This window comes from Actinomycetospora chlora, from assembly GCF_039542135.1.
Lineage (GTDB): Bacteria > Actinomycetota > Actinomycetes > Mycobacteriales > Pseudonocardiaceae > Actinomycetospora > Actinomycetospora chlora.
Window position 1 is genome coordinate 75,932 of sequence record NZ_BAABHO010000021.1, and the last position, 21,173, is coordinate 97,104.

General features: G+C 74.6%; 19 protein-coding genes and 1 pseudogene. 7 read left to right on the top strand and 13 right to left on the bottom strand.

Annotated features, from left to right (window positions below):
• Positions 1-30: 30 nt before the first annotated feature.
• Together ABD994_RS14875 and ABD994_RS14880 are read right to left on the bottom strand one after the other, a co-directional pair.
• The gene (locus ABD994_RS14875; RefSeq protein WP_425550062.1) at positions 31-495 is read right to left on the bottom strand and encodes a bifunctional adenosylcobinamide kinase/adenosylcobinamide-phosphate guanylyltransferase; all 465 of its coding nucleotides are present in this window, start codon (positions 493-495) and stop codon (positions 31-33) included.
• Positions 496-554: 59 nt separating this feature from the next.
• Entirely contained in the window at positions 555-1,202 is a 648-nt protein-coding gene (locus ABD994_RS14880; RefSeq protein WP_425550063.1) for a DUF3043 domain-containing protein, read from the bottom strand.
• 44 nt (positions 1,203-1,246) lie between these two features.
• On the opposite strand from ABD994_RS14880, the gene ABD994_RS14885 reads away from it, so the two are divergent.
• Together ABD994_RS14885 and ABD994_RS14890 are read left to right on the top strand one after the other, a co-directional pair.
• Positions 1,247-2,476, top strand: a complete 1,230-nt coding sequence (locus ABD994_RS14885) for a glycerate kinase family protein (protein ID WP_345415956.1) — start codon at positions 1,247-1,249, stop codon at positions 2,474-2,476.
• Positions 2,477-2,623: 147 nt separating this feature from the next.
• On the top strand, positions 2,624-2,995 hold the full coding sequence (locus tag ABD994_RS14890) for a HesB/IscA family protein (RefSeq protein ID WP_345415959.1): 372 nt from the start codon (positions 2,624-2,626) through the stop codon (positions 2,993-2,995).
• Positions 2,996-3,081: 86 nt separating this feature from the next.
• Here the strand turns inward: ABD994_RS14890 and ABD994_RS14895 are convergent, their stop codons facing one another.
• The 5 genes from ABD994_RS14895 to asnB all read right to left on the bottom strand — a co-directional run bounded on the left by ABD994_RS14895 (position 3,082) and on the right by asnB (position 10,086).
• Positions 3,082-4,068: an adenosine kinase gene (locus ABD994_RS14895; protein WP_345415962.1), complete on the bottom strand. Its 987-nt coding sequence runs from the start codon at positions 4,066-4,068 to the stop codon at positions 3,082-3,084.
• A gap of 142 nt (positions 4,069-4,210) precedes the next feature.
• A complete protein-coding gene (locus ABD994_RS14900; RefSeq protein WP_345415965.1) occupies positions 4,211-4,747 on the bottom strand; it encodes a DUF6790 family protein in 537 nt (178 codons plus the stop codon).
• Positions 4,744-5,358, bottom strand: coding sequence for a hypothetical protein (locus ABD994_RS14905; protein ID WP_345415968.1), 615 nt, complete (start codon positions 5,356-5,358; stop codon positions 4,744-4,746). The genes ABD994_RS14900 and ABD994_RS14905 overlap by 4 nt, the downstream gene beginning before the upstream one ends.
• Before the next feature lie 96 nt (positions 5,359-5,454).
• Positions 5,455-8,118 (bottom strand): ATP-binding protein, encoded by a 2,664-nt coding sequence (locus ABD994_RS14910; RefSeq protein WP_345415971.1) that lies wholly within the window; start codon positions 8,116-8,118, stop codon positions 5,455-5,457.
• Between the two features lie 60 nt (positions 8,119-8,178).
• Positions 8,179-10,086, bottom strand: a complete 1,908-nt coding sequence (asnB, locus tag ABD994_RS14915; protein ID WP_345415974.1) for an asparagine synthase (glutamine-hydrolyzing) — start codon at positions 10,084-10,086, stop codon at positions 8,179-8,181.
• Between the two features lie 294 nt (positions 10,087-10,380).
• Here asnB and ctaC point away from each other — a divergent pair, with 294 nt between their 5' ends.
• Positions 10,381-11,283 (top strand): aa3-type cytochrome oxidase subunit II, encoded by a 903-nt coding sequence (gene ctaC / locus ABD994_RS14920; RefSeq protein WP_345415977.1) that lies wholly within the window; start codon positions 10,381-10,383, stop codon positions 11,281-11,283.
• A 10-nt stretch (positions 11,284-11,293) separates the two neighbouring features.
• Positions 11,294-11,692: a cytochrome c oxidase subunit 4 gene (locus ABD994_RS14925; protein WP_345415980.1), complete on the top strand. Its 399-nt coding sequence runs from the start codon at positions 11,294-11,296 to the stop codon at positions 11,690-11,692.
• A 555-nt stretch (positions 11,693-12,247) separates the two neighbouring features.
• Here the strand turns inward: ABD994_RS14925 and qcrB are convergent.
• From qcrB to ctaE, 4 genes are all read right to left on the bottom strand, one after another.
• On the bottom strand, positions 12,248-13,930 hold the full coding sequence (qcrB, locus tag ABD994_RS14930) for a cytochrome bc1 complex cytochrome b subunit (protein ID WP_345415983.1): 1,683 nt from the start codon (positions 13,928-13,930) through the stop codon (positions 12,248-12,250).
• Complete coding sequence (qcrA, locus tag ABD994_RS14935; RefSeq protein ID WP_345416027.1) at positions 13,927-15,024, bottom strand: cytochrome bc1 complex Rieske iron-sulfur subunit; 1,098 nt, start codon at positions 15,022-15,024, stop codon at positions 13,927-13,929. The genes qcrB and qcrA overlap by 4 nt, the downstream gene beginning before the upstream one ends.
• 68 nt (positions 15,025-15,092) lie before the next feature.
• The gene (gene qcrC / locus ABD994_RS14940) at positions 15,093-15,911 is read right to left on the bottom strand and encodes a cytochrome bc1 complex diheme cytochrome c subunit (protein WP_345415986.1); all 819 of its coding nucleotides are present in this window, start codon (positions 15,909-15,911) and stop codon (positions 15,093-15,095) included.
• Positions 15,912-15,981: 70 nt separating this feature from the next.
• On the bottom strand, positions 15,982-16,602 hold the full coding sequence (ctaE, locus tag ABD994_RS14945; RefSeq protein WP_345415989.1) for an aa3-type cytochrome oxidase subunit III: 621 nt from the start codon (positions 16,600-16,602) through the stop codon (positions 15,982-15,984).
• 228 nt (positions 16,603-16,830) lie between these two features.
• On the opposite strand from ctaE, the gene ABD994_RS14950 reads away from it, so the two are divergent.
• Together ABD994_RS14950 and trpD are read left to right on the top strand one after the other, a co-directional pair.
• Positions 16,831-17,247, top strand: a complete 417-nt coding sequence (locus tag ABD994_RS14950) for a response regulator (protein WP_345415992.1) — start codon at positions 16,831-16,833, stop codon at positions 17,245-17,247.
• Entirely contained in the window at positions 17,244-18,305 is a 1,062-nt protein-coding gene (trpD, locus tag ABD994_RS14955; protein WP_345415995.1) for an anthranilate phosphoribosyltransferase, read from the top strand. The genes ABD994_RS14950 and trpD overlap by 4 nt, the downstream gene beginning before the upstream one ends.
• Here the strand turns inward: trpD and ABD994_RS14960 are convergent.
• Positions 18,302-18,580: an Lrp/AsnC family transcriptional regulator gene (locus ABD994_RS14960; RefSeq protein ID WP_345416002.1), complete on the bottom strand. Its 279-nt coding sequence runs from the start codon at positions 18,578-18,580 to the stop codon at positions 18,302-18,304. The two genes, trpD and ABD994_RS14960, sit on opposite strands and share 4 nt — an antisense overlap.
• A 47-nt stretch (positions 18,581-18,627) precedes the next feature.
• A complete protein-coding gene (locus ABD994_RS14965; protein ID WP_345416006.1) occupies positions 18,628-20,391 on the bottom strand; it encodes a DEDD exonuclease domain-containing protein in 1,764 nt (587 codons plus the stop codon).
• Between the two features lie 71 nt (positions 20,392-20,462).
• On the opposite strand from ABD994_RS14965, the pseudogene ABD994_RS14970 reads away from it, so the two are divergent.
• Positions 20,463-21,173: pseudogene (locus ABD994_RS14970) on the top strand (NYN domain-containing protein); the annotation flags it as partial.

A 21,173-nucleotide genomic window follows, 5' to 3' on the forward strand; every position in this document is an offset into this window, starting at 1 on the left:
AACGCTTGCCGTGACGGTAGCCGGGCACGCTCAGCGCAGGCGCAGCGGCAGCCCGGCCACCAGCAGCCACACCTCGTCGCACACGGCCGCCAGCGCCTGGTTCAGCGCACCGAGCTCGTCGCGGAAGCGGCGCCCCGCGCTCGTCGACGGCACCACGCCGAGGCCCACCTCGGCCGACACGAGCACGAGCGTGCCCTCGAACCCCGAGACCGCCGCCACCAGCGCCGCCCGCCCGGCCGCGACCGACGGGGCGTCGCGGGCCCAGCCGGCGTCGTCGAGGAGGCCGGTCACCCAGGTCGCGAGGTCGTCGACCAGCACCGGCTCGGCCGGCGTCGACGCGAGCAGCGCGGGCAGGTCGGCGTCCTCGACCGTGCGCCAGCCCGCGGGGCGGCGGTCGCGGTGGGCGGCGACGCGATCGGCCCACTCGGGGTCGGCGGCCGGGTCGACGCCCCGGGCGGTGGCCACGTAGAGCGCCGGGGCGGCGGCGTCGAGCATCCCCTCGGCGTACGCGGACTTGCCCGAGCGCGTCCCGCCGAGGACGAGCGTGCGGGCGATCAGGCGACCTGCGTGCCGCGCGCGACCCGCGGCTTGGGCACGCGCAGGCGGCGGATCTGGGTGGCGCGGGTGAACGCGTACCAGCCGTAGGACAGGGCGCCGACCTGCTGGTCCGGGAACCTCGCCCGCACGCGGGTGACGACGTAGCGCCCGAGCAGCAGGCCCTCCAGCGCCATCATCACGAGCATGACGAGGCAGATCAGGCTGCCGAACGTCTGCACCTGCGGCACCGGCACGATCACCGTGATGAAGATCAGGATCGCCAGGGGCATGAACAGTCCCATGAGGTTGCGCCGCGCGTCGACGAGGTCGCGCGCGTAGGCGCGGGCCGGGCCGCGGTCGCGGGGCAGCAGCACCGCGTCGTCGCCGGCCGCCATCCGGCGCCGGCGGTCGTCGGCGGCCTTGCGGCGGTCCTCCTTGGTGCCGCGGAGCGCCTTCGCGCGCTTCATGGCCTCGCGCTGCGTCTTCGGCGCGGGGGCCACCGGGCCCCGGCGCTTGCCCTGCGCGTCGCGGCGCGACGGCGTCGGTCGGCCCTTGCCGCCGGTCTTGTGCTCGCCGACCACCACGGTCTCGCGGACCTCCTCGGCCGGGGCGTCCTCGCTCGACTGCTCGGGGGCGGACGCGGAGCCACGGCGCAGGAAGTTCACGAGGACAGAATAGGACACGCCGTCATGCCCCTACGGTGATCCGCATGCGCGTCCTGCTCGCCCCCGACTCCTTCGGCGGCAGCCTCACCGCCGCCGAGGCCGCGACCGCCATCGCCGAGGGCTGGCGGCGGTCGGTGCCCGACGACACGACGGTGCTGCTGCCCCTGGCCGACGGGGGGACCGGTTTCGTCGAGGTCCTGCACACAGCCCGCGGCGGCACACGCCACGACGTCGAGGTTACCGGGCCGCTGGGGGAGCGGACGACGGCGACGTGGCTCGAGCTGGACGGGCCGGGAGACAGAGATCAACGGAGCACGCCGATAGGGGAGCGGAGCTCGACCACCAGCACCGCGTACGTCGAGTCGGCGTCGGCGTGCGGGCTGCACCTGGTCGGTGGGCGCACCCCGGCGACGGCCGCGACGGCGACCAGCCGGGGCGTCGGGGAGCTGGTCGCGGCGGCCGCCGCCGCGGGGCCGCGCTCGATCGTCGTCGGGCTGGGCGGGTCGGCCTGCACCGACGGGGGCGCCGGGATGCTCGCCGCGCTCGGCGCCGTCCCGCGGGACGCCGACGGCGCCGCGCTCGCGGACGGCGGGGGTCCGCTCGCCGCCGTCGCCCGGCTCGACGGCCTGGACGACGTGCTGGCGCGACTCGCCGGGGTCGAGCTCGTCGTCGCGGCCGACGTGGACCACGTCCTGACCGGCCCGGAGGGCGCGGCGGCGGTGTTCGGCCCGCAGAAGGGCGCCGACGAGGAGACCGTCGCGGCCCTCGACACCGCCCTCACGACGTGGGGCGCGGTGCTGGGGGAGGCGTGCGGGCAGCCGGACCTCGCGTCGCGCCCCGGCGCCGGGGCCGCCGGCGGGCTGGGCGCGGCCATCGCGGCGCCCGGGGCGCGGCGGGTGCCCGGCGGCGAGCTGGTCCGCGACATCGCCGGCCTGGACGAGGCCATCGGGCGCGCGCACCTGGTCGTCACGGGGGAGGGCGCGCTCGACGGGCAGTCGCTGCACGGCAAGCTCGTCTCGGTCGTGGCCGCCCGCGCGCGGGAGCACGGCGTGCCGTGCATCGCGCTGGCCGGGCAGGTGCACCTCGGCGGGAACCAGGCGCTCGAGGCGGGGCTGGAGGGGACGTACTCGGTGGCGGCGGACGCCGGGTCGGTCGAGGCGGCGCTGGCCGAGCCCGCGGCGCGCCTGGCCGACCTGGCCGCGGGCGTGGCGCAGCACTGGGGGGCGCGCCCGCCGGGAGACGGAGCATCAGGGGCAGCACGCCGGCAGGGGTGATCGCGCGCACGCGTGAGGCACCGGTCCCGATGTGCGAGCATGGAGTCACGCCGCGGGAGCGGGTACACCGGTCCCGAGGGAATACACGGCACCGCGACGAGTTGTGCCGCGTGAGTGCACAGCGTCCCGGGAGCTCAAGGGAGAACCATGACCGTCGAGAACCCTGCCGCGCCGACCGAGGCCGAGGTCAAGCCGCACGGTGTCGAGCTGACCGACCAGGCGGCCGGGAAGGCGAAGGCCCTGCTCGACCAGGAGGGCCGCAACGACATGTCCCTGCGCATCGCCGTGCAGCCCGGTGGCTGCGCGGGCCTGCGCTACCAGCTCTTCTTCGACGACCGCAGCCTCGACGGCGACCTCGAGCGCGACTTCAACGGGCTCACCGTCGCGGTCGACCGCATGAGCGCCCCGTACCTCCAGGGTGCCGTGATCGACTTCGTCGACACCATCGAGAAGCAGGGCTTCACGATCGACAACCCCAACGCCGGCGGGTCGTGCGCCTGCGGCGACAGCTTCAACTGAGCTGACACCGAGCTGACACCGAGCTGACACCACACGGCCCCGGACCTCGTCGAGGTCCGGGGCCGTCGTGCGTCGGCAGGCTGCGGCTAAAGGCCCGGGACCTCGGCCGCGACCTTGTCGCGCAGGCCGTCCGGCGGCTGCGCGCCCAGCTGCGCCACGACGTGCGACGCCGCGACCGCGCCGATGCGCCCGGAGGTGGCGTGGTCGAGCCCGCGGCTCCAGCCGTAGAGGAAGCCGCCGGCGTAGGCGTCGCCCGCGCCGGTGGTGTCCACCAGCTCGTCGGCCTCGCGGATGCCCACCTGCTCGGTCGACCCGTCCGCCGCGTACACCGTCGAGCCCTGCGACCCGTGGGTCACGACGACGAGCTCGCAGTTGCCGCCGTGACCGCGCAGCAGCGAGGTGACGTCGTCGTCGCCCACCAGCGCCGCGACCTCGTCCTCGTCGGCGATGATGATCTCGACGTTCTCGCGGGCCAGCTCGCGGAAGTACTCGCGGTGGCGCTCCACGCAGCCGGCGTCCGAGAGCGTCAGCCCGACGCGCGCCTCGCTCTTCGCCGCGGCGTCGACGATCTTGCCGATGGTGCGGCGGGCGTGCTCGGTGTCGGCGAGGTAGCCCTCGATGAGGCTGACCTTGCTGCCCGCGACGTCGTCCTGCTCGATGTCGTCGGGCCCGAGCGCGGTGCACGCGCCGAGGAACGTCGACATCGTGCGCTCGCCGTCGGGCGTGACCATCACCAGGCAGCGCGCGGTGGCGGGGCTGCCGGAGAGCGCCGGGGTCGTGAAGTGCACCCCGTGCGAGCGGATCGAGTCGGTGAACGCCGTCCCGAGCCGGTCGTCGGACACCTTGCCGACGTAGCCGGCGTCGGCCCCGAGGGCGGCGGCGATGGCGATCGCGTTGGCGACACTGCCGCCCGAGCGCTCCGTCGTGTCGCCGGCCTCGGTGTAGAGCTTCTCGGCCTGCGCCTCGTCGATGAGCGTCATGCCGCCCTTGGGCAGCTCGTGCGCGCGGATGGTGTCGTCGTCGGTACGGAAGAGCACGTCGACGATCGCGTTGCCGATCCCCAGTACGTCCATGGACTGCCTCTCGTCGGGTACGCGTGCGGCCGGGCCGCGCGGCGGCGTGCCGCACGGCCCGTGACCAGCGCACGACCCTAGGCGATCGGACCGGCCGTCCGCGCCCGATCGTTGCCCGGCGCACGTCCGTCCGGGCGGGCGATCACGCCGGCACCGTCTCCCGCGGCTGCTCGTGGACGCCGTGCTCGTGGCGCTGCGCCCGGCGCAGGGCGACCACCAGCACCAGCAGCACCAGCGGCAGGAGGAAGACGACGGGGACGATCGGGCCCCAGTTGTACGGCGCGGTGTTGCCCTCGACGACGTACTGCTGGATGTGGCCGATGCCGCAGCCCCAGAAGTAGACGAGGTAGCCGATCGCGGTGGCGAGCCAGAAGTCGGTGGAGCGGAAGCGCAGGCTCAGGAAGCCCAGTACGGCGAAGGTGAGGTTGGCCCAGCCGACCTCCCACTGGAAGGCGCTCGGGGCGAAGCCGATCTGCACCGCAGAGAACGCCGGGGACGTCAGGTGCGGCAGGCCGGCGAGCAGCTCCATGACCCCCACGCCCAGGCCCAGGCCCCAGAGGCAGGCGACGGTGAGCACGTGCTCCCGGGTGCGCGGGCGGCGCATCACGGCCACGTGGACGGCGAACGCGATCAGCAGGATCAGCGGCAGGAACAGCGGTCCGAGGGCGGCGGGGTTCACGACGGGGTCCTTTCGACGGGGTGCTCGGTGGGGGTGCTGTGGTCGGCGCCCGGGTCGGTGCCGTCGTCGCCGGACGCGGTGTAGGCCTCGGTGAACCGCTGCGCCGCGACGAGGGCGACGATCGGGACGATCCACTGGAGCAGGTCGGGCGCCACGGCGAACCGCACGGCGGCGACGCCGGCGAGCGCGACCACGGCGAAGGCGGCGCCCCACACGAGCGAGATCACAAGGTTGGTCCGACGGAACCGCGGCGTGTCCCAGTACTCCCGCGGCACCTCGCGGCGCGCGTAGTACGCGGTGAACGGGCGGCCGACCAGGACGCCGCCCACCGCCACGACGGCGAGCAGCGCCATCGAGATCGCCTGCGCGTAGCGCTCGAGCCCGGCGAGCGCGGAGAGCGGGAGCACGAGCGCGAGGACCGACATCACCGAGAAGAACAGGATGCTCGCGCCGTCCAGCGTCGAGACGCCGCGGCGGGCGCCGAGGTCGGGCAGCACCACACCGAGCGCCACGACGAGCGCGGCGAGCGCCGCCCACTTCCAGGTGCTGGGCGACGAGACCACCCAGAAGACGATCCACGGGGCGAACCCCATGGCGACGCTGTTGCGCACGGTCCCTCCTCCGACGGCGTCTCCGACGTCGATCACCGTGCGCCGCGGGGAGGGCCCGGGACCCTGGTAGGAGTTCCCAGGGTTGCGCCGGGTGGCCTAGGCGAAGGTGCGGCCGCGCAGCTGGCGGCGGGAGGAGATGCCGAGCTTCGCGTAGACGTTGCCGAGGTGGAAGTCGACGGCCTTCGGGGTGACCCACAGGCTCGCGGCGACCTCCCGGCTGGTCAGCCCCCGCGCGGCGAGCTCCGCGACCTGCCGTTCCCGGGGCGTCAGCGGGGACGGGTCGGGCGGCCCGCCGTCGCGGGCGCCGGCGAGCTCGAGACGGTCGAGCCGCGGCCGCGCCCCGAGCTCGACGAAGGTGCCGCGTGCCGCGTCCCGGTGGGCCCGGCCGTCGCCGGTGTCGCCGAGGAGCGTGCCCAGCGCCGCGTGCAGGTCGGCGAGCGCGAGCGGGCAGGCGTCCGCGACGTCGTCGAGATGCCGGGCGGCGAGGTCGAGACCGGCGCGGTACGACGACGCGGCGCCGGCCGGGTCGCCCGCGGCCTCGGCGAGGCGACCCTGCAGGCGGTGGCGGCCCAGGGCGAACCCGAGCGGGGCGCCGGTGCGGGGCGCGTCCCGGAGCCGCCGCCGCGCGCCCCGTTCGTCCCCGGTGTCGAGCAGGGCCTCGACGTGCAGGAGGCGCCACGTGGCCCAGGGACCGGAGAGCATGCCGCCGCGCCCGCCGGCCTCGGCGAGCCGGCCGACCGCGCGCAGGGCCCGGGCCGGGTCGCCGAGCGAGCGGGCGAGCACCGTCTCGGCCAGGGCGACCGCGCCGGCGCCCTGGGGGCTGAACGTCACCCCGAGGACCGCGCGTGCGTCGGCGAGGTGGCGTCCGGCCCGGTCGGCGTCGCCGCGCGCGGCGGGCACGAGGGCGGCCACCGCGTGGGCGGTGGCCTCGGCCCAGGTGCGGTCCCCGTCGGCGAACCAGACCAGCGCGATCTCGGCCTCGGCCTCGGCGCGGTCCCACCGGCCCGTGTGGAAGCACGCCTCCGCGAGGTGCACGTGGGCGCGGTGGATCGCGAGGCAGGCCGCGCCGCGCCGGACCCTGGCGATCCCCTCGGTCAGGCTGTCCCGCGCCGCGGCGGGGTCGCCGGCGGCGAGGTGCAGCATGCCCGCGGCCACCACCGGCTCCGCCGACAGCGCCGGGGCGACCACGTCGTCGAGCAGCGCGAGGCCGGCCGCCGGACCGTGCTCGAGGGCCCGGCCCAGGGCCTGCAGCATGATGCCCTGCTCGGCGCGGGTGGGGCTGGTGGTGAGGTCGTCGACCGCCGCGGCCGCCCGCGCCGCGGCCGCGCCGCGGCCCCGGAACACGTGCTCGAGCCCGAGCCGGACCCCGGCCAGGGCGCGGACCTCCGGCGGCGCGCCGGGGTCGTCGAGCGCCTGCTGCAGGTGCAGGGCGGCATCCGGGTGGTTCTCGACGCTGAGCAGGAAGCCGAGGACGACCGCCCGCTCCGGACCGGGGCCGGCCTCGCGGATCCGCGGCGCGAGCGCGGCCAGCCGGTCGGTGTCGTAGGCCTCCACGAGGCGCAGGGCCCCGGCGAGGAGTCGCCGTTCCGCCGCCGGCCCGGTCGGGCTGACGTCCGCCGCCGCGAGCAGGCGGGTGGCGGCGTCGCGGTGGTCGGTGGGCTCGGCGGCCGCCGACGTCTCCAGGTCGGCCGCGAGCGTCTCGTCGGGCTCGCCATGACCCGCGGCGACCCGGTGCTCCAGCGCCGCCCGGCCGCCCAGGGCCGCCGCGGCGTCGAGGTGCCGGCGGCGGCGCTCGTCGGGGGATAGCCCGTCGTGGACCGCGCCGCGCACCAGCGGGTGGTGCACCCGCAGCAGCGGGCGCGGTCCGGCGGCGCGGCTCTCGACGAGCCCTTCGGCCACGAGGACGTCGACGGCCCGGTCCCGCTCCGCGACGCCGACCCCGGCCAGACGCCCGACGAGCGCCGCGTCGGACGCCTGGTCGAGCACGGCCAGGACGGCCAGCACGGCGCGGGCGGGGCCGTCGAGCCCGGCGACGACCGCGCGGACCTCCTCCACCAGCCGACGCGGGGCGGGCAGCGGGCTCGTCCCGCGCAGGACGTCCTCGGGCAGCTCCTGCAGCAGCGTCGCCAGGTGCAGCGGGTGCCCGGCGGTGCCCCGGTGGAGGCGCGCGACGACGGCGGCGCTCCAGCGCCCGGGACGCCGGGCGTGCACGAGCGCGCGGACGCCGGCCTCGTCCAGGCCGCCCAGCTCGCGCGTGCCGGCGTCGGGCCCGTCGGCGAACAGCCGGGCCCAGCGCGCCGACGGCGTGTCGCGCACGGTGGCGACGACGAGCACCCGGTCGTGGTGCAGCCGCCGCACCAGGCGGGCGAGGACGACCGCCGAGGCCTCGTCGACGTCCTGCAGGTCGTGCAGCACGAGCACGACCGGCCCGCGGTCCTGGAGGGTCCCCAGGGCCTCGAGCAGCGGTGTCGGGGCCGCGTCGGGGGAGGGGGCCGGGCCCGCCCCGAGCGCCCGGGCGAGCTGGTCGAGGAACGCGCCCGCCGCCGGGTCGGCGTCCGCCTCGACGCGGGCCGCCACGGCACCGTCCCGCCCGTCGGCGAACGCGTCGACCAGCGCCGACTTGCCGATCCCCGCCGGACCGGTCACCAGCAGGCGGGTGGCCCGCCCGTCCCGGGCGCGCGCCCAGCCGCGGGCCAGCCACGCCGTCTCGTCGTCGCGTCCGACGAGGACGCGGTCCTCGCGCAGCGCCGCCGTCGACACCCGGACCCCTCCCTCTCGGGAGGCGTCAGTCTGCACCGCTCGGGGCAGCGAGATCCATCGCTAGGCGTAGACGGGGTAGTTCGGCTCCGGGATCTCCGGGCGGATGCGCTGCTCGACGAAGATGCCGTGCCAGAGCATGAACACCAGCAGCGTCCAGATGCGCCGCGAGTGGTCGACGGGACCCACGCGGTGCTCGTCGATGAGGCGCAGCACCGCCGCCTTGTCGATGATGGCGTCGGTCTGCGAGTCGCGGACGATCCCGCGGGCCCACTCGAGCATGTCGTGGGCCAGCCAGTAGCGGATCGGCACCGGGAAGCCGAGCTTGCGGCGGTGGAGCACGTGCGCCGGCACGATGCCCTCGATGGCGCGGCGCAGCGCGTACTTGGTGGTGCCGTGCGCGACCTTCTGGTCGGTGGGCAGGTGCGACGCGACCTCGAAGACCTCGCGGTCGAGGAACGGCACGCGCAGCTCGAGGGAGTTGGCCATGGTCATCTTGTCGGCCTTCACCAGGATGTCGCCGCGCAGCCACGTGAACAGGTCGACGTGCTGCATGCGGGCCACCGGGTCCCAGCTGCCCGAGTCCGCGTAGATCGGGGCGGTGACGTCGGTGTACGACAGCTCGGGGTCGTGGCCGCGCAGCACGGCGGCGAGCTGGTCGTTGCGGAAGATCCGCGCGTTGCCGTAGTAGCGCTCCTCGAGCGGCAGCGCGCCTCGGCGCAGCAGGTCCTTGCCCCGCACCCCGTCGGGCAGCCGGGTCGAGAGCACCCCGGCGAGCTTGCGCACGGCGCCGGGCAGCTTCTCGAACGGCGCGAGGGAGAGCGGCTCCTTGTAGATCGTGTAGCCGCCGAAGAGCTCGTCGGCGCCCTCGCCGGAGAGCACGACCTTGACGTGCTTGCGCGCCTCCCGCGCCACGAACCACAGCGGTACCAGGGCGGGGTCGGCCACCGGGTCGTCGAGGTACCAGACGATCAGCGGCAGGACGTCCATCATCTCCTGCGCGTCGACGGTGCGGACGACGTGCCGCACGCCGATGGCCTCGGCCGACTCGCGGGCGACGTCGGCCTCGGAGTAGCCCTCGCGGGCGAACTCGCTGGTGAAGGTGATGAGGTCCGGGTTGTGCTCGCGGGCGAGGGCCGCGATGACCGTCGAGTCGATGCCGCCGGACAGGAACGCGCCGACCGTGACGTCGGCGCGCATGTGCTTGGCCACCGAGTCGCGGAGCACCTCGGTGATCTCGCCGTAGAGACGCGTCTCGTCGTCGACCGGCTTCTCGTCGAACTGCGGGGTGAAGTAGCGCTCCGCGGCCAGGGGCTCGCCGGGCGAGACGGTGAAGCACGTGCCCGACTCCACGCGGCGGATCGACCGGTGCAGCGTCAGCGGCTCCGGGACGTACTGCAGCTGCAGGTAGTGCTGCAGCGCGGTGGGGTCGGGCGCGGTGGTGGGCTCGCCCAGGGCCGTCGCGAGCTCGAGCAGGCTCTTCTTCTCGCTCGCGAAGGCGATCCCGTGCGGGCCGGCGGCGAGGAAGAGCGGCTTGATGCCGAACGGGTCGCGGGCGCCGAACAGCACGCGCTCGTGGGCGTCCCAGATGAGGAAGGCGAACATCCCGCGCAGCCGGCGGACCGCGTCGGCGCCCCAGACGTGGTACGCCGCGACGATGGCCTCGGTGTCGCCGTCGGTGACGAACTCGGCCCCGTGGTCGCGCGCGAGCTCCTCGCGCAGCTCGAGGTAGTTGTAGATCTCGCCGTTGAAGACGATGCGGTAGCGGTCGCTCGCGTAGTCCAGCGGCTGGTGGGACCCCTCGACGTCGATGATCGAGAGGCGGTTGAAGCCGAGGACCACGTCGTCGTCGTGCCACGTGCCGGACTCGTCCGGCCCCCGGTGGCGCATGCAGGCGAGGCTGTCCCGCACCGCGTCGACGCGCGACGCGCCCTCACCGCCGGGCGTGATCAATCCCATCAGGCCGCACACGCGTCCGCTGACACCTCCGCTGCTCGTCCGGCGCCGGGCACGCCGGGAACCCAGTATGACGGCCCGGACCGACGCTCCCGGGGGGCCCCGCGGCCGACCCGCCGCGCCCCTCCGACAGCGCGTAGTGGCTCGCTCGGATAGTCTCCGCACCGACGTCGGGGCCCGGGTCCGCCGGGCCGCTCACCACGTGGCGGACGGGTCGGTTGACCTGCTCCGACGGTGAGCACCGCCCGAGCAGGAAGGCAGCCAGCAGTGCGCCGAGATGGGACGCCGGTCCGGAGCCGCACCGGTCGCGTGCGGCGGGTCGTGGGCCTGGCCGTCGCGACCGCCGCCGTCGCCGTGACCACCTCCGGCTGCTCCGTCGGCGAGGTGCTGCGCTTCGGCTGGCCCGTCGGGGTCACGCCCGAGGCTGCGCAGATGCGCACCCTGTGGACCGGGGCCGCCGTCGCCGCGCTCGTCGTCGGCGCGCTCGTGTGGGGGGCCACCGCCTGGACGGTCGCGTTCCACCGCAAGAAGGCCGGCGCCTCGGACCTGCCGCGGCAGTTCCAGTACAACCTGCCGCTCGAGCTGGTCCTGACGGTGCTGCCGCTGATCATCGTCGCGGTCCTCTTCTACTTCACCGTCGTCGTCCAGAACGTCGTGGACCGCGCCCCGGCCGGCAACGAGCTGCAGGTCAACATCACCGCGTTCCAGTGGAACTGGGAGTTCACCTACCCCCAGACCCCGGGGCCGAACGGCCTGCCCGCCTCCGTCGTCGGCACCACGCAGTCGGTGCCGATCCTGGTGCTGCCCACCGACCGGCCGATCGCGTTCACGCAGCAGTCGCAGGACGTCATCCACTCGTTCTGGGTGCCGGAGTTCCTGTTCAAGCGCGACGTCTTCCCCGACCCGGCGGCGAACGACCAGAAGAACACCTGGGTCATCGACCGCATCGAGCGTCCCGGGGCCTTCGTCGGCCGCTGCGCGGAGTTCTGCGGCGCGTACCACTCGATGATGAACTTCGAGGTCCGTGCCCTGCCGCCGGCGCAGTTCGACCAGTTCCTGCAGCTGCGGACCCAGATCAACCCGCAGACCGGCCAGGGCTACACCACCAACGACGCCCTGGCGGCGATGAACTGCGGCGAGCTGTGCAACCCGCAGTCGATCACCACGCGCGTGTTCGACCCGAACCCGACGGCCCGCCAGGCCTTCAACTAGCGAGGACCCAGTGAGAGTCGAATCCCGCATCTTCGAGATCCTCACGGTCTTCTGCTTCGTCTGCGCGATCGTGTACGGCATCCTCTCCGGCGAGGAGGTCGGCATCGTCGCCCTGACGCTGACCGGCGGCCTCACGCTCATCATCGGGACCTACTTCCGCTTCGTGGCCCGGCGCCTCGAGGAGCGTCCCGAGGACAACCCCGAGGCCGAGGTCTCCGACGGCGCCGGCGACCTGGGCTTCTTCAGCCCGGGCAGCTACTGGCCCCTCGCCGTCGCCGGCGGCACCGCCATGACGGGCCTCGGCATCGCCCTGTGGCAGTGGTGGCTGATCGTCCTCGCCGGCATCGGGCTCCTGATCGCCATCTGCGGCCTCGTGTTCGAGTACCACGCGGGCCCCTCGGCGCACTAGCCGCCCGTCCCGAGCCCTCACGGCCCCGCTCCGGCCTCCGGAGCGGGGCCGTGGTGTTTTTTCTCCCGTCGCAGGCCCTGTCTGACGCAGCGAACGGGCGGTTCGCTGCGTCTACGCGTCCGGAGTCCCCGTTCGCGCGTCGTGCGGTGGCGGGCTCCCTGGCCCTCGGCGGCGCCTGCCCGGTCCCGACGAACGACCGGCGCTCTCGCTGCTTCCGATGCAGCGAACGCGCCGTTCGTTCTCCGGGGGCCGGGGCCGGGAGTCGCGACCCTCGGGGGCGCTGCGGGAGATCAGGGGCACGCCGTCCACGTCGGGGGAGCGGCGAGGGTGCACCACGTGCTCGTGATCTCCACTCGCGCGCGCACGTCCCGTCTGCCGGCTCCCGCACCCTTCCCCGGCGTGTCGCCGCACCGAGGATGTGGCGATCCTGGCCCCACACGCCAGCAATGCCGCGTTGCTCGCACCACCGGTGCCGGTCCTGAGGGACGCAGGAACGACGACGGGCCGGGAGCGTCGTGGTGACGCTCCCGGCCCGTCGCCGGATCGTGCTGGTGCCTACTCCTGGATGTCGCGCGGACGGCCGGCGTCCGGACGGCCGGCGAGCTCGCGGCGCTCGCCCGGCTCGACCTCCAGCGGGTCGCCGCCGTGCGGGCCGCCGGTGATGGCCTCCTGCTCCGCGGCCGGGTCCGGACGGAACCAGCCGCCCTTGACCGGCTTGCCCGCCGAGCCGAGATCGTTCATGCGCTTGGGCACCTTGGCGCCCTGGTAGGCCAGCGGCACGGGGTGGCCGTGCTCGTCGATGCCGCCCAGCGGCTGGTGGACCTCGATGAACTCGCCGTGCGGCAGGCGCTTGATGTGGCCGGTCTCGATGCCGTGCTCGAGCACCTCGCGGTCGCTGCGCTGGAGGCCCAGGCAGATGCGGTAGGTCGCGAAGTACACGAGCGGCGGCAGGACGAGCAGGCCGATGCGCCCGATCCACGTCATCACGTTCAGGGAGATGTCGAACGTGTAGGCGAAGATGTCGTTGCCGCAGGCCAGGACCAGCCAGAAGTAGAACGCCATGGCCATCATGCCCGTGGCGGTGCGCACGGGGACGTCGCGCGGGCGCTGCAGCAGGTTGTGGTGGGCCTCGTCGCCGGTCAGCTTGCGCTCGATCAGCGGGTAGAGCGCGAGCAGCGTGGTGAGGATGCCCATGCCGATCACGGCCGGGAAGAAGATCGCCGGGATCGTGTAGCGGCCGAACAGGTACATCTCCCACGACGGCCACAGGCGCACGGCGCCGTCGAACACCGCCATGTACCAGTCGGGCTGGGAGCCCGCGGAGACCTGCGTCGGGTCGTAGGGCCCGAGCTTCCAGATCGGGTTGATCTGGAACATGCCCGACATGATCGCGGTCGCGCCGACGACGACGGCGGTGAAGCCGCCGGCCTTCGTCGCGAACGTCGGCAGGATGCGGACGCCGACGACGTTGCGCTCCGTGCGTCCCGGCCCGGGGAACTGGGTGTGCTTCTGGAACCACACCAGCGCCACGTGGATCGCGATCACCGCGGTGATGATCCCGGGCAGCAGGAAGACGTGGACGATGTACAGGCGCGGGATGATGATGTCGCCCGGGAATTCGCCGCCGAGGATCGCCCAGTGCAGCCAGGTGCCGATCACGGGGATCGACAGGACGATCGCCGAGAGGCCGGTGCGCAGGCCCGTGCCGGATAGCAGGTCGTCGGGCAGCGAGTAGCCGATGAAGCCCTCGATCATGCCCGTGAGCAGCAGGACGACGCCGAGCAGCCAGTTGGTCTCACGCGGGCGGCGGAACGCTCCGGTGAAGAACGTCCGCATCATGTGGACGATCATCGCCGCGACGAACAGCAGCGCCGCCCAGTGGTGCACCTGGCGGATGAACAGGCCGCCCCGCACGTCGAGCGAGATGGCGACCGTGGACTCGTAGGCCTTCGAGACGGTGACGCCCTGCAGGCCCGGGTAGGTGCCGTTGTAGGTGGTCTCGGCCATCGACGGGTCGTAGAAGACCGCCAGCCACGTGCCCGACAGCAGCAGCACGATGAAGCTGTACATCGCGATCTCGCCGAGCAGGAACGACCAGTGGGTCGGGAAGACCTTGTTGATCTGCCGACGGATGCCGCCTGCCGGGTGGATGCGGCTGTCGACCTCGTCGGCGGCGGTGCCGGCGAGCTTCATCGCCAGGCCACCGCCCTTGCGGGTGGGTGTGGTGATCGCACTCATGAGTTCCGCTCCCAGAACGCCGGACCCACCGGTTCGATGAAGTCGCTGCGCGCGTACAGGTAGCCCTGATCATCCGCCGCGATCGGCAGTTGCGCCAGGGGTCGGGCGGCCGGGCCGAAGACCGGCTTGGCGAACTCGTTCGCCTGGAACTGCGACTGGTGGCACGGGCAGAGGATGCGCATCGTCTGGTCCTCGTACAGCGAGGTCGGGCAGCCCATGTGGCTGCAGATCTTGCTGTAGGCGAAGAGCGTGCCGTAGTTGAAGTCCTCCTGGCCCGCCCGCTTGATGACGGGGACGTTCGGGCGCAGGTTGATCAGCATCACGGGGGAGTCCGACGACCGCAGGGTCTCGGCCAGCTCCTCGGGGTGCGAGCGCTGCGACTCCTTGAAGGGGAAGACCGTCTCCATCGAGCCGGGCTCGAGGTCGCCGGCGCGCACCAGGACGACGTCGTCGACGATCCCGGAGTTCTTGCGCAGGTAGACCCGCTCGCCGTCGGGGGAGAACCACTCGGTCTTGAGCAGCGCCGAGTCCGGGCCCTCCTTCCACGGGTTCTTGACGAGCCCGCCGAAGGCGGCGACGAGGACACCGAGGCCGAGGACGCCGCCCGCGGCGCCCACCGAGCGCACGATGAGCTTGCGGCGCGCGATGCCCGACTGCTGGCCGGTCTGGATGAGCCGGGCCGCCGCCGTGCGCCGGTCGACCTCCGAGGAGCGCCCGTCGTGGCGCTGCTGGACCGTCAGGTCCTCGGGCAGGAGCTTCTTCGAGTAGGCGATGACGCCCATGCCGACGGCGAACACGGCGAACCCGAAGGTCACGCCGATGATCGGCGTGTAGAGCGCGTAGACCCAGGCGCCCTCCTCGGTGGCCGAGCGGTACTCCCACGGCCACCAGATGAAGGCCACGAGGAACAGCAGGCCGGAGATCGTGGCCAGGATGAACCAGCCGGCGACCTGGCGCACCGCGCGCTTCTCGGCGCGGGTGCCCGGCACCGGGAAGCGCTCGCGGCCCGACACGACCTCGATGTCGTCGATCCGGTTGCCCAGGGCGACGAGGTCGTCGGTGCTCATCTGCGCGAGCTCCTCGTCGGACGGGATCCGCGGGGTCGCGTCGGACGGGTGGGGCTCGGTGGGCGCGTTGGCGCCGTGGTCAGCGGGGCGCGTGCTCACTGGCGGGATCCGATCCAGAGGGAGATACCGATGAGGGCCGCGATGCCGACGAAGAACGCCACGATGCCCTCGGGCACCGGGCCGAAGCCGCCGAGGCCGTTGCCGCCCGGGTTGACGCCGGTGTTGTTGCTGGACACCGACTTGATGTAGCCGATGATGTCCCGCTTCTCCTCGGGCGAGAGCTGCGTGTCCGCGAACGTGGGCATGTTCGCCGGGCCGGACAGCATCGCCGCGTAGATCTGCGTCTCGGACGCGGGGTCGAGCACCGGGGCGAACTTGCCCTGCGAGAGCGCGCCGCCGCGGCCGGTGAAGTTGTGGCACGACGCGCAGTTGAGGCGGAACAGCTCGCCGCCGCGGCCGACGTCCTCGCCGCGCAGCTGCTCGCCGTTCTCCACGGCCGGGACGACCGGGCCACCGCCGTTGGACTGGACGAACGCCCCGAGGGCGTCGATCTGCGCCTCGTCGAAGCGCGGGGGCTTGCGCTCGGCCGCCGCGCCCTGGGCGGCGAGGGGCATGCGGCCCGTCGACACCTGGTAGTACACGGACGCCTCCCCGACACCGATGAGACTCGGTCCACGTCCCTGGACGCCCTGGAGGTTCGTGCCGTGACAGGTGATGCAGGAATTGTCGTAGAGCTGCTGGCCCTCGCGCACGATCGCGGGGTCGGCGGCCTGCGCCACGTCCGGCTTCGGGGTCAGCACCGTGTAGAGACCGCCCACGGCGACCAGGGCGACGCCCAGGGCGAGCAGCCCCGACAGGCGGCGGCGCATCTTCGACCCGCGACGTGCGCGCGTGCGGGGCTTCTCGTCACTCATGCGGTGCCCAACCTCGAGCTCTCCTCCTCGCCGGGGGTCCAGCGGGTCCTGCGGTGTGGTGGTCACGGGGTCAGCGGATGAAGTAGATGACGGCGAACAGGCCGATCCAGACCACGTCCACGAAGTGCCAGTAGTACGAGACGACGATCGCCGCGGTGGCCTGCGCCGGGGTGAACCGGCTCAGGAACGTCCGGGCTATCAGCAGGACGAACGCGATCAGGCCGCCGGTGACGTGCAGCGCGTGGAACCCGGTCGTGATGTAGAAGACCGAGCCGTACGAGCTGCTCGAGATCGTCGTCGCGTGCTCGGTGACCAGCGTGTGGTACTCGTTCACCTGGCCGAGCACGAAGATCAGACCCATGACGAACGTGACCGCGTACCAGCGGCGCAGGCCGAAGACGTCCCCGCGCTCGGCCGCGAACACGCCGTACTGGCAGGTGAACGACGAGGCCACCAGGATGATCGTGTTGACCAGCGCGTACGGGACGTCGAGCTCGGTGGGCGGCGGCGGCCACTCCGTGGCGTTGGCGCGCGCGACGAAGTACATGGCGAACAGCCCGGCGAAGAACATCAGCTCGCTGGAGAGCCAGATGATGGTCCCCACGCTCACGACGTTCGGCCGGTTGAGGGAGTGAATCCTCGCGCTGAAGGAAGGCGCCGGCGCACCCTGAGCGGTCGTCACGGGCGTCATGATGACACCTCCGGCCGACACCAGCCCGTCGGGGCGAGGCGTGGCGATCGTCCGCCGGGCCGGCTCCGCGGACGGGGTCCGCACCCGTGCCGACCTGCACCGCCCCTCACCTGCGGGTTCTCCTACCCACCGTCGTACGTCGGCTCGTCGTACCGGTCCGCGACGGCGTGTCGGGACGGGACGGCAGGTGGTCGTGACGGTCGGGCGTGACCGCTAGCATCCGCGGTCATGACGTCCCCGAGCCCGACGCTGACGGTCGTGGTCATGAGCCACCGCCCGGAGGTGCGCGAGGCCATCGCCACCGCCGTGGGCCGCCGTCCCGCGCCCGACCTGCCGCGCCTGCGGTTCGTGGAGGCGTCCAGCGTGGGGGAGGTCCTCGGCGCGGCGGACGCGGGCGAGATCGACCTCGCCGTGCTCGACGGCGAGGCGCAGCCCACCGGCGGCATGGGCGTGTGCCGCCAGCTCAAGAACGAGAGCGACGACCCACCGCCGGTGATCGTCGCCGTCCGTCGGCGCGACGACCACTGGCTCGCGACGTGGTCGCAGGCCGACGCCGTGCTGGTCCAGCCGCTGGACCCGGTGACCGCGGCCGAGACCGTGGCGTCGGTGCTGCGCGAGCGGGCCCGTCCCGCCGTGCGCGGGTGAGCACCCCGCCGAGCTGGCCCGGCCTGATCGGGCGCCTGCTGGCCGGCCAGGACCTCGCCGCGGACGACACCGAGTGGGCGATGGACCAGGTGATGTCCGGGGAGGCGTCGCCGGCCCAGGTCGCCGGGTTCGTCGTCGCGCTGCGGGCCAAGGGCGAGACGGCGCCGGAGGTCGCGGGGCTGGCCACGGCGATGCTCGCCCACGCCCGCCCGGTGCACGTGCCGGGGCCGGTCGTCGACATCGTCGGCACCGGGGGCGACCAGGCGCACACGGTCAACATCTCCACCATGGCGGCCGTCGTGATGGCCGCGGCCGGGGCGCGCGTCGTCAAGCACGGCGGGCGGGCCGCGTCGTCGCAGAGCGGGTCGGTAGACGTCCTCGAGGCCCTCGGCGTGCCGGTCGACCTCGGTCCGGAGGCCGTCGCCCGGTGCGTGGCCGAGGTCGGCATCGGGTTCTGCTTCGCCCAGGTGTTCCACCCGGCGATGCGCCACGCCGGCCCGGTGCGCGGGCAGCTCGGGGTGCCGACGGCGTTCAACCTGCTCGGCCCGCTGACCAACCCCGCCCGCCCCGGCGCGGCGCTGATCGGGTGCGCCGACGTCCGCTTCGCCCCGATCCTCGCCGAGGTGCTCGCCGCCCGCGGCGACCGTGCCGTGGTGGTCCGCGGCGACGACGGCCTGGACGAGGTCACCACCGCGACGACCACGACGGTCTGGCACGCGGGCCCGGCCGGCGTCCGCGTCGAGACGCTCGACCCGGCCGCGCTCGGCGTGCCCGTGTCCGCCCCGGGCGCGCTGCGCGGCGGGGACGCCGCGCACAACGCCGACGTGGCGCGGGCGGTGTTCGCCGGCGAGCCCGGCGCCGTCCGCGACGCCGTGCTGCTCAACGCCGGCGCCGCGCTCGCCGCCCACGACGAGTCCGTCACCGGCACCGCGGCGACCGACCTGCACGCCGCCGTCGACGCCGGCCTGCGCCGCGCGACCGAGGCCGTGGACTCCGGAGCGGCCGCCGCCCTGCTCGACCGGTGGTCGGCGGTGGCCCGCGAGGTCCGCGGCGGCTAGTCCAGCCCGACCGAGAACGCCGACGCGTCGTCGCGCGATGAGTAGGAGCGGAACGCGATGTGGGTCGAGGTGTCCTGCACGCCGGACACCTTGCTCAACCGGTCGGCGATGACGTCGGCGAGCTCGTCGTGCTCGCGCACCCGGACGATCGCGACGAGGTCGACGTCGCCGGCGCAGGAGTAGACCTCCGCGACGCCCTCGAGGTCCGCGATGGCCTGGGCGGTCTCGGGGATGCGGTCGGCGTCGGCGTGGACCATCACGAAGGCCGTGATCACGGGCCCTCCTCGCGGCTCGGCGGGTCGATCGGCGGGTGGCCGGGAGTCTAGGGCGGCTCGCGGGGCACGGCGGGGACGGCGGCGTCCGGGCGCGGATCCGCCCGTCGCGCCTCCCGTGCCCGGCCCACCCACCCTGCCCACGCCCCGGCCCCGGCGGCGGGCATCGACCACGGCGTGGTGGTGCGCACCATCCGCGTGCCCGGCCGTTCGAGCCAGCGGGTGACGACGGCGACCTCCTCGGGCGGGGCGCCCCGCAGCGGCCCCTCGCCGGGCCGGACGGTCTCGGCGGAGGCGACGAGCGCCTCGACCACGGGCATCGCCTCGACGCCCCGGCGCGCGAGCCCGTCGGCGTCGAGCCGCCCGTGGCGCACCACGGCGAGGTCCCAGCCGCGCTCGCCGTCCGGCCGGGCGGCGATCATCTCCGGCGCCGCGGCCACGGCGGAGAGCCGCTGGACCCGCCCGAGCGCCGCGGCCAGGTCGGCGAGACGGTCGCGGTGCGCGGCCGCGTCCTCGAACCGCTCCGCGGCGGCGAGCTCGCCCACCGTCGCGGACAGGCGCCGCAGCCCGGCGTCGTCGGCGCCGCGCACGAGGGCCCGTGCGTCCTCGACGACGGGCCGGTAGGTCTCGACGTCGAGGTGGCCCGCGCACGGGGCCGCGCACCGGCCCATCTCGTGCAGGGCACACGGCGTGCCCGACGCGCCCCGGGCGGGGATGCGCTGCGTGCACGGCCGCAGCGGCACCGCGTCCTGCAGCGCCGCGACGGCGTCGACGGCGTCGGGCCGCCGGGTGAACGGGCCGATCGCGTCGGCGCGGGGCGTGCGCACCACCGACAGCCGCGGGAACGGCTCGTCGGTCAGCGCGACCCACCACCCGCGGTGCGGGAAGCGGGAACGGCGGTTGTACCGCGGCGCGTGCCCGGCGAGCAGGCGCAGCTCGCGCACCTCGGCCTCGAGGGAGTGGGCGCAGACCACCCAGTCGACCCGCTCGACGAGCCCGATCATCTCCTTCATCCGCGCCCGCTTGTCGCCGCCGGTGAAGTAGGAGCGCACGCGGCGGCGCAGGTCGCCGCTCGTGCCGACGTAGAGCACCTCGTCGCCGGGGCCGCGGAAGAGGTAGACCCCGGGCTGCTCGGGCACGGCGTCCGCGAGGTGGCGCTTGGCCCGCTGGGCCGGGCTGACCTCGACCTGCAGCGCCAGGAGGTCCTCCAGCGTCGACACCCCGCGCCCGCCGACCCGCTCGATCAGGCCGTGGAGCACGTCGACGGTGGCCTTGGCGTCGTCGAGGGCCCGGTGGACCGGCCGGGTGCCCGCGCGGAAGAGCGTGGCCAGGGCCGAGAGCCGGCAGGAGGGCGCCTCCTCGCGGGACAGGACGCGGCGCCCGAGCCGCGCGGTGCACACCACCGCCGGTCGGGGCCAGGGCGGCCCGTGGCGCCGGCAGGCCGCCCGCAGGTGGCCGACGTCGAACGGCGCGTTGTGGGCGACGATCACCGCGCCGGCGCAGAACTCCAGCAGCGCGCCCAGCACCGCGGGCAGCCGCGGCGCGCCGGTGACCATCGCCGTCGTGATGCCGGTGAGCGACACGATCTGCGGGGGCACCGACGTCCCCGGGTCCACCAGCGTCGCGAACTCGCCGACCACCTCGCCGCCGCGCACCTTGACCGCACCGATCTCGGTGATCGCGTCGGTGTCCGGCGGGCCGCCCGTGGTCTCCAGGTCGAGCACCACGAACGTGACCGCCGAGAGCGGCGTGCCGAGCTCGCCGAACGAGAGCTGGGGGTCCGGGCCGGTGACCGGACGGGCGGGAGCGTCCATCGCCGCGGACGGTAGGGGCGACCCCCGACAGTCCCGGCCGGGTCGGGCTCCCGGGTCTAGCCTGACCGGCCATGGAGGAGCGCGGCGACGACCCGGCACCGCCGGTCGCGGCGCTCACCGACGACCAGGACGGGGAGGCCGGCGAGGAGGCCCGCGCGGCCGTCCGGGCCCGGCTCCTCGAGCGCGCGCCCGAGCCCGTCCGCGCGAAGGTGGCCGAGCTGGCGTCCGTCGCCGTCGGGGCCATCCCGGTGACCGAGCTGCCGCCGCCGGTGCGCGCGATCGCCCGGTTCGCCCCCGCCAAGCGCGCCCGGGCCGGGGCGGGGCCGCTGCTCGCCGCGGTCGGCGGCGCGGAGGGCTTCGCCGGGCGGGTCGTCGCGTGGTGGACCGAGGAGCACCCCGACCGCTGGCGACCCCCGTCGCCGGACCCGTTGCACGCGGCCGCCGTCGCGGTCCTCGAGGGCCGCGAGGAGGGGTCCGGCCTGGTCCGCGACGTGGGGGAGCGCCAGGACGCGGCCCGGGCACGCGCCGAGCGCGACGCGGCGCTCGCCCGCGTCGAGCGTCTCGAGGCCGACGTCCGGCGCCTGACCGGTGAGCGGGACGAGGCCCGCGCCGCCGTCGAGCGGGCGGGGGAGCAGAGCCGCGACGAGGTGGCCAAGCTGCGGACGCGGCTGCGGGAGCAGGGCACCCGGGTGCGGCTGGCCGAGGACGAGGACGCCGAGCTGCGCGCGGCGGGCGAGGTCGGCGACGGCGGGCTGCGCGCCGAGCTCGCGGAGCTGCGCCGC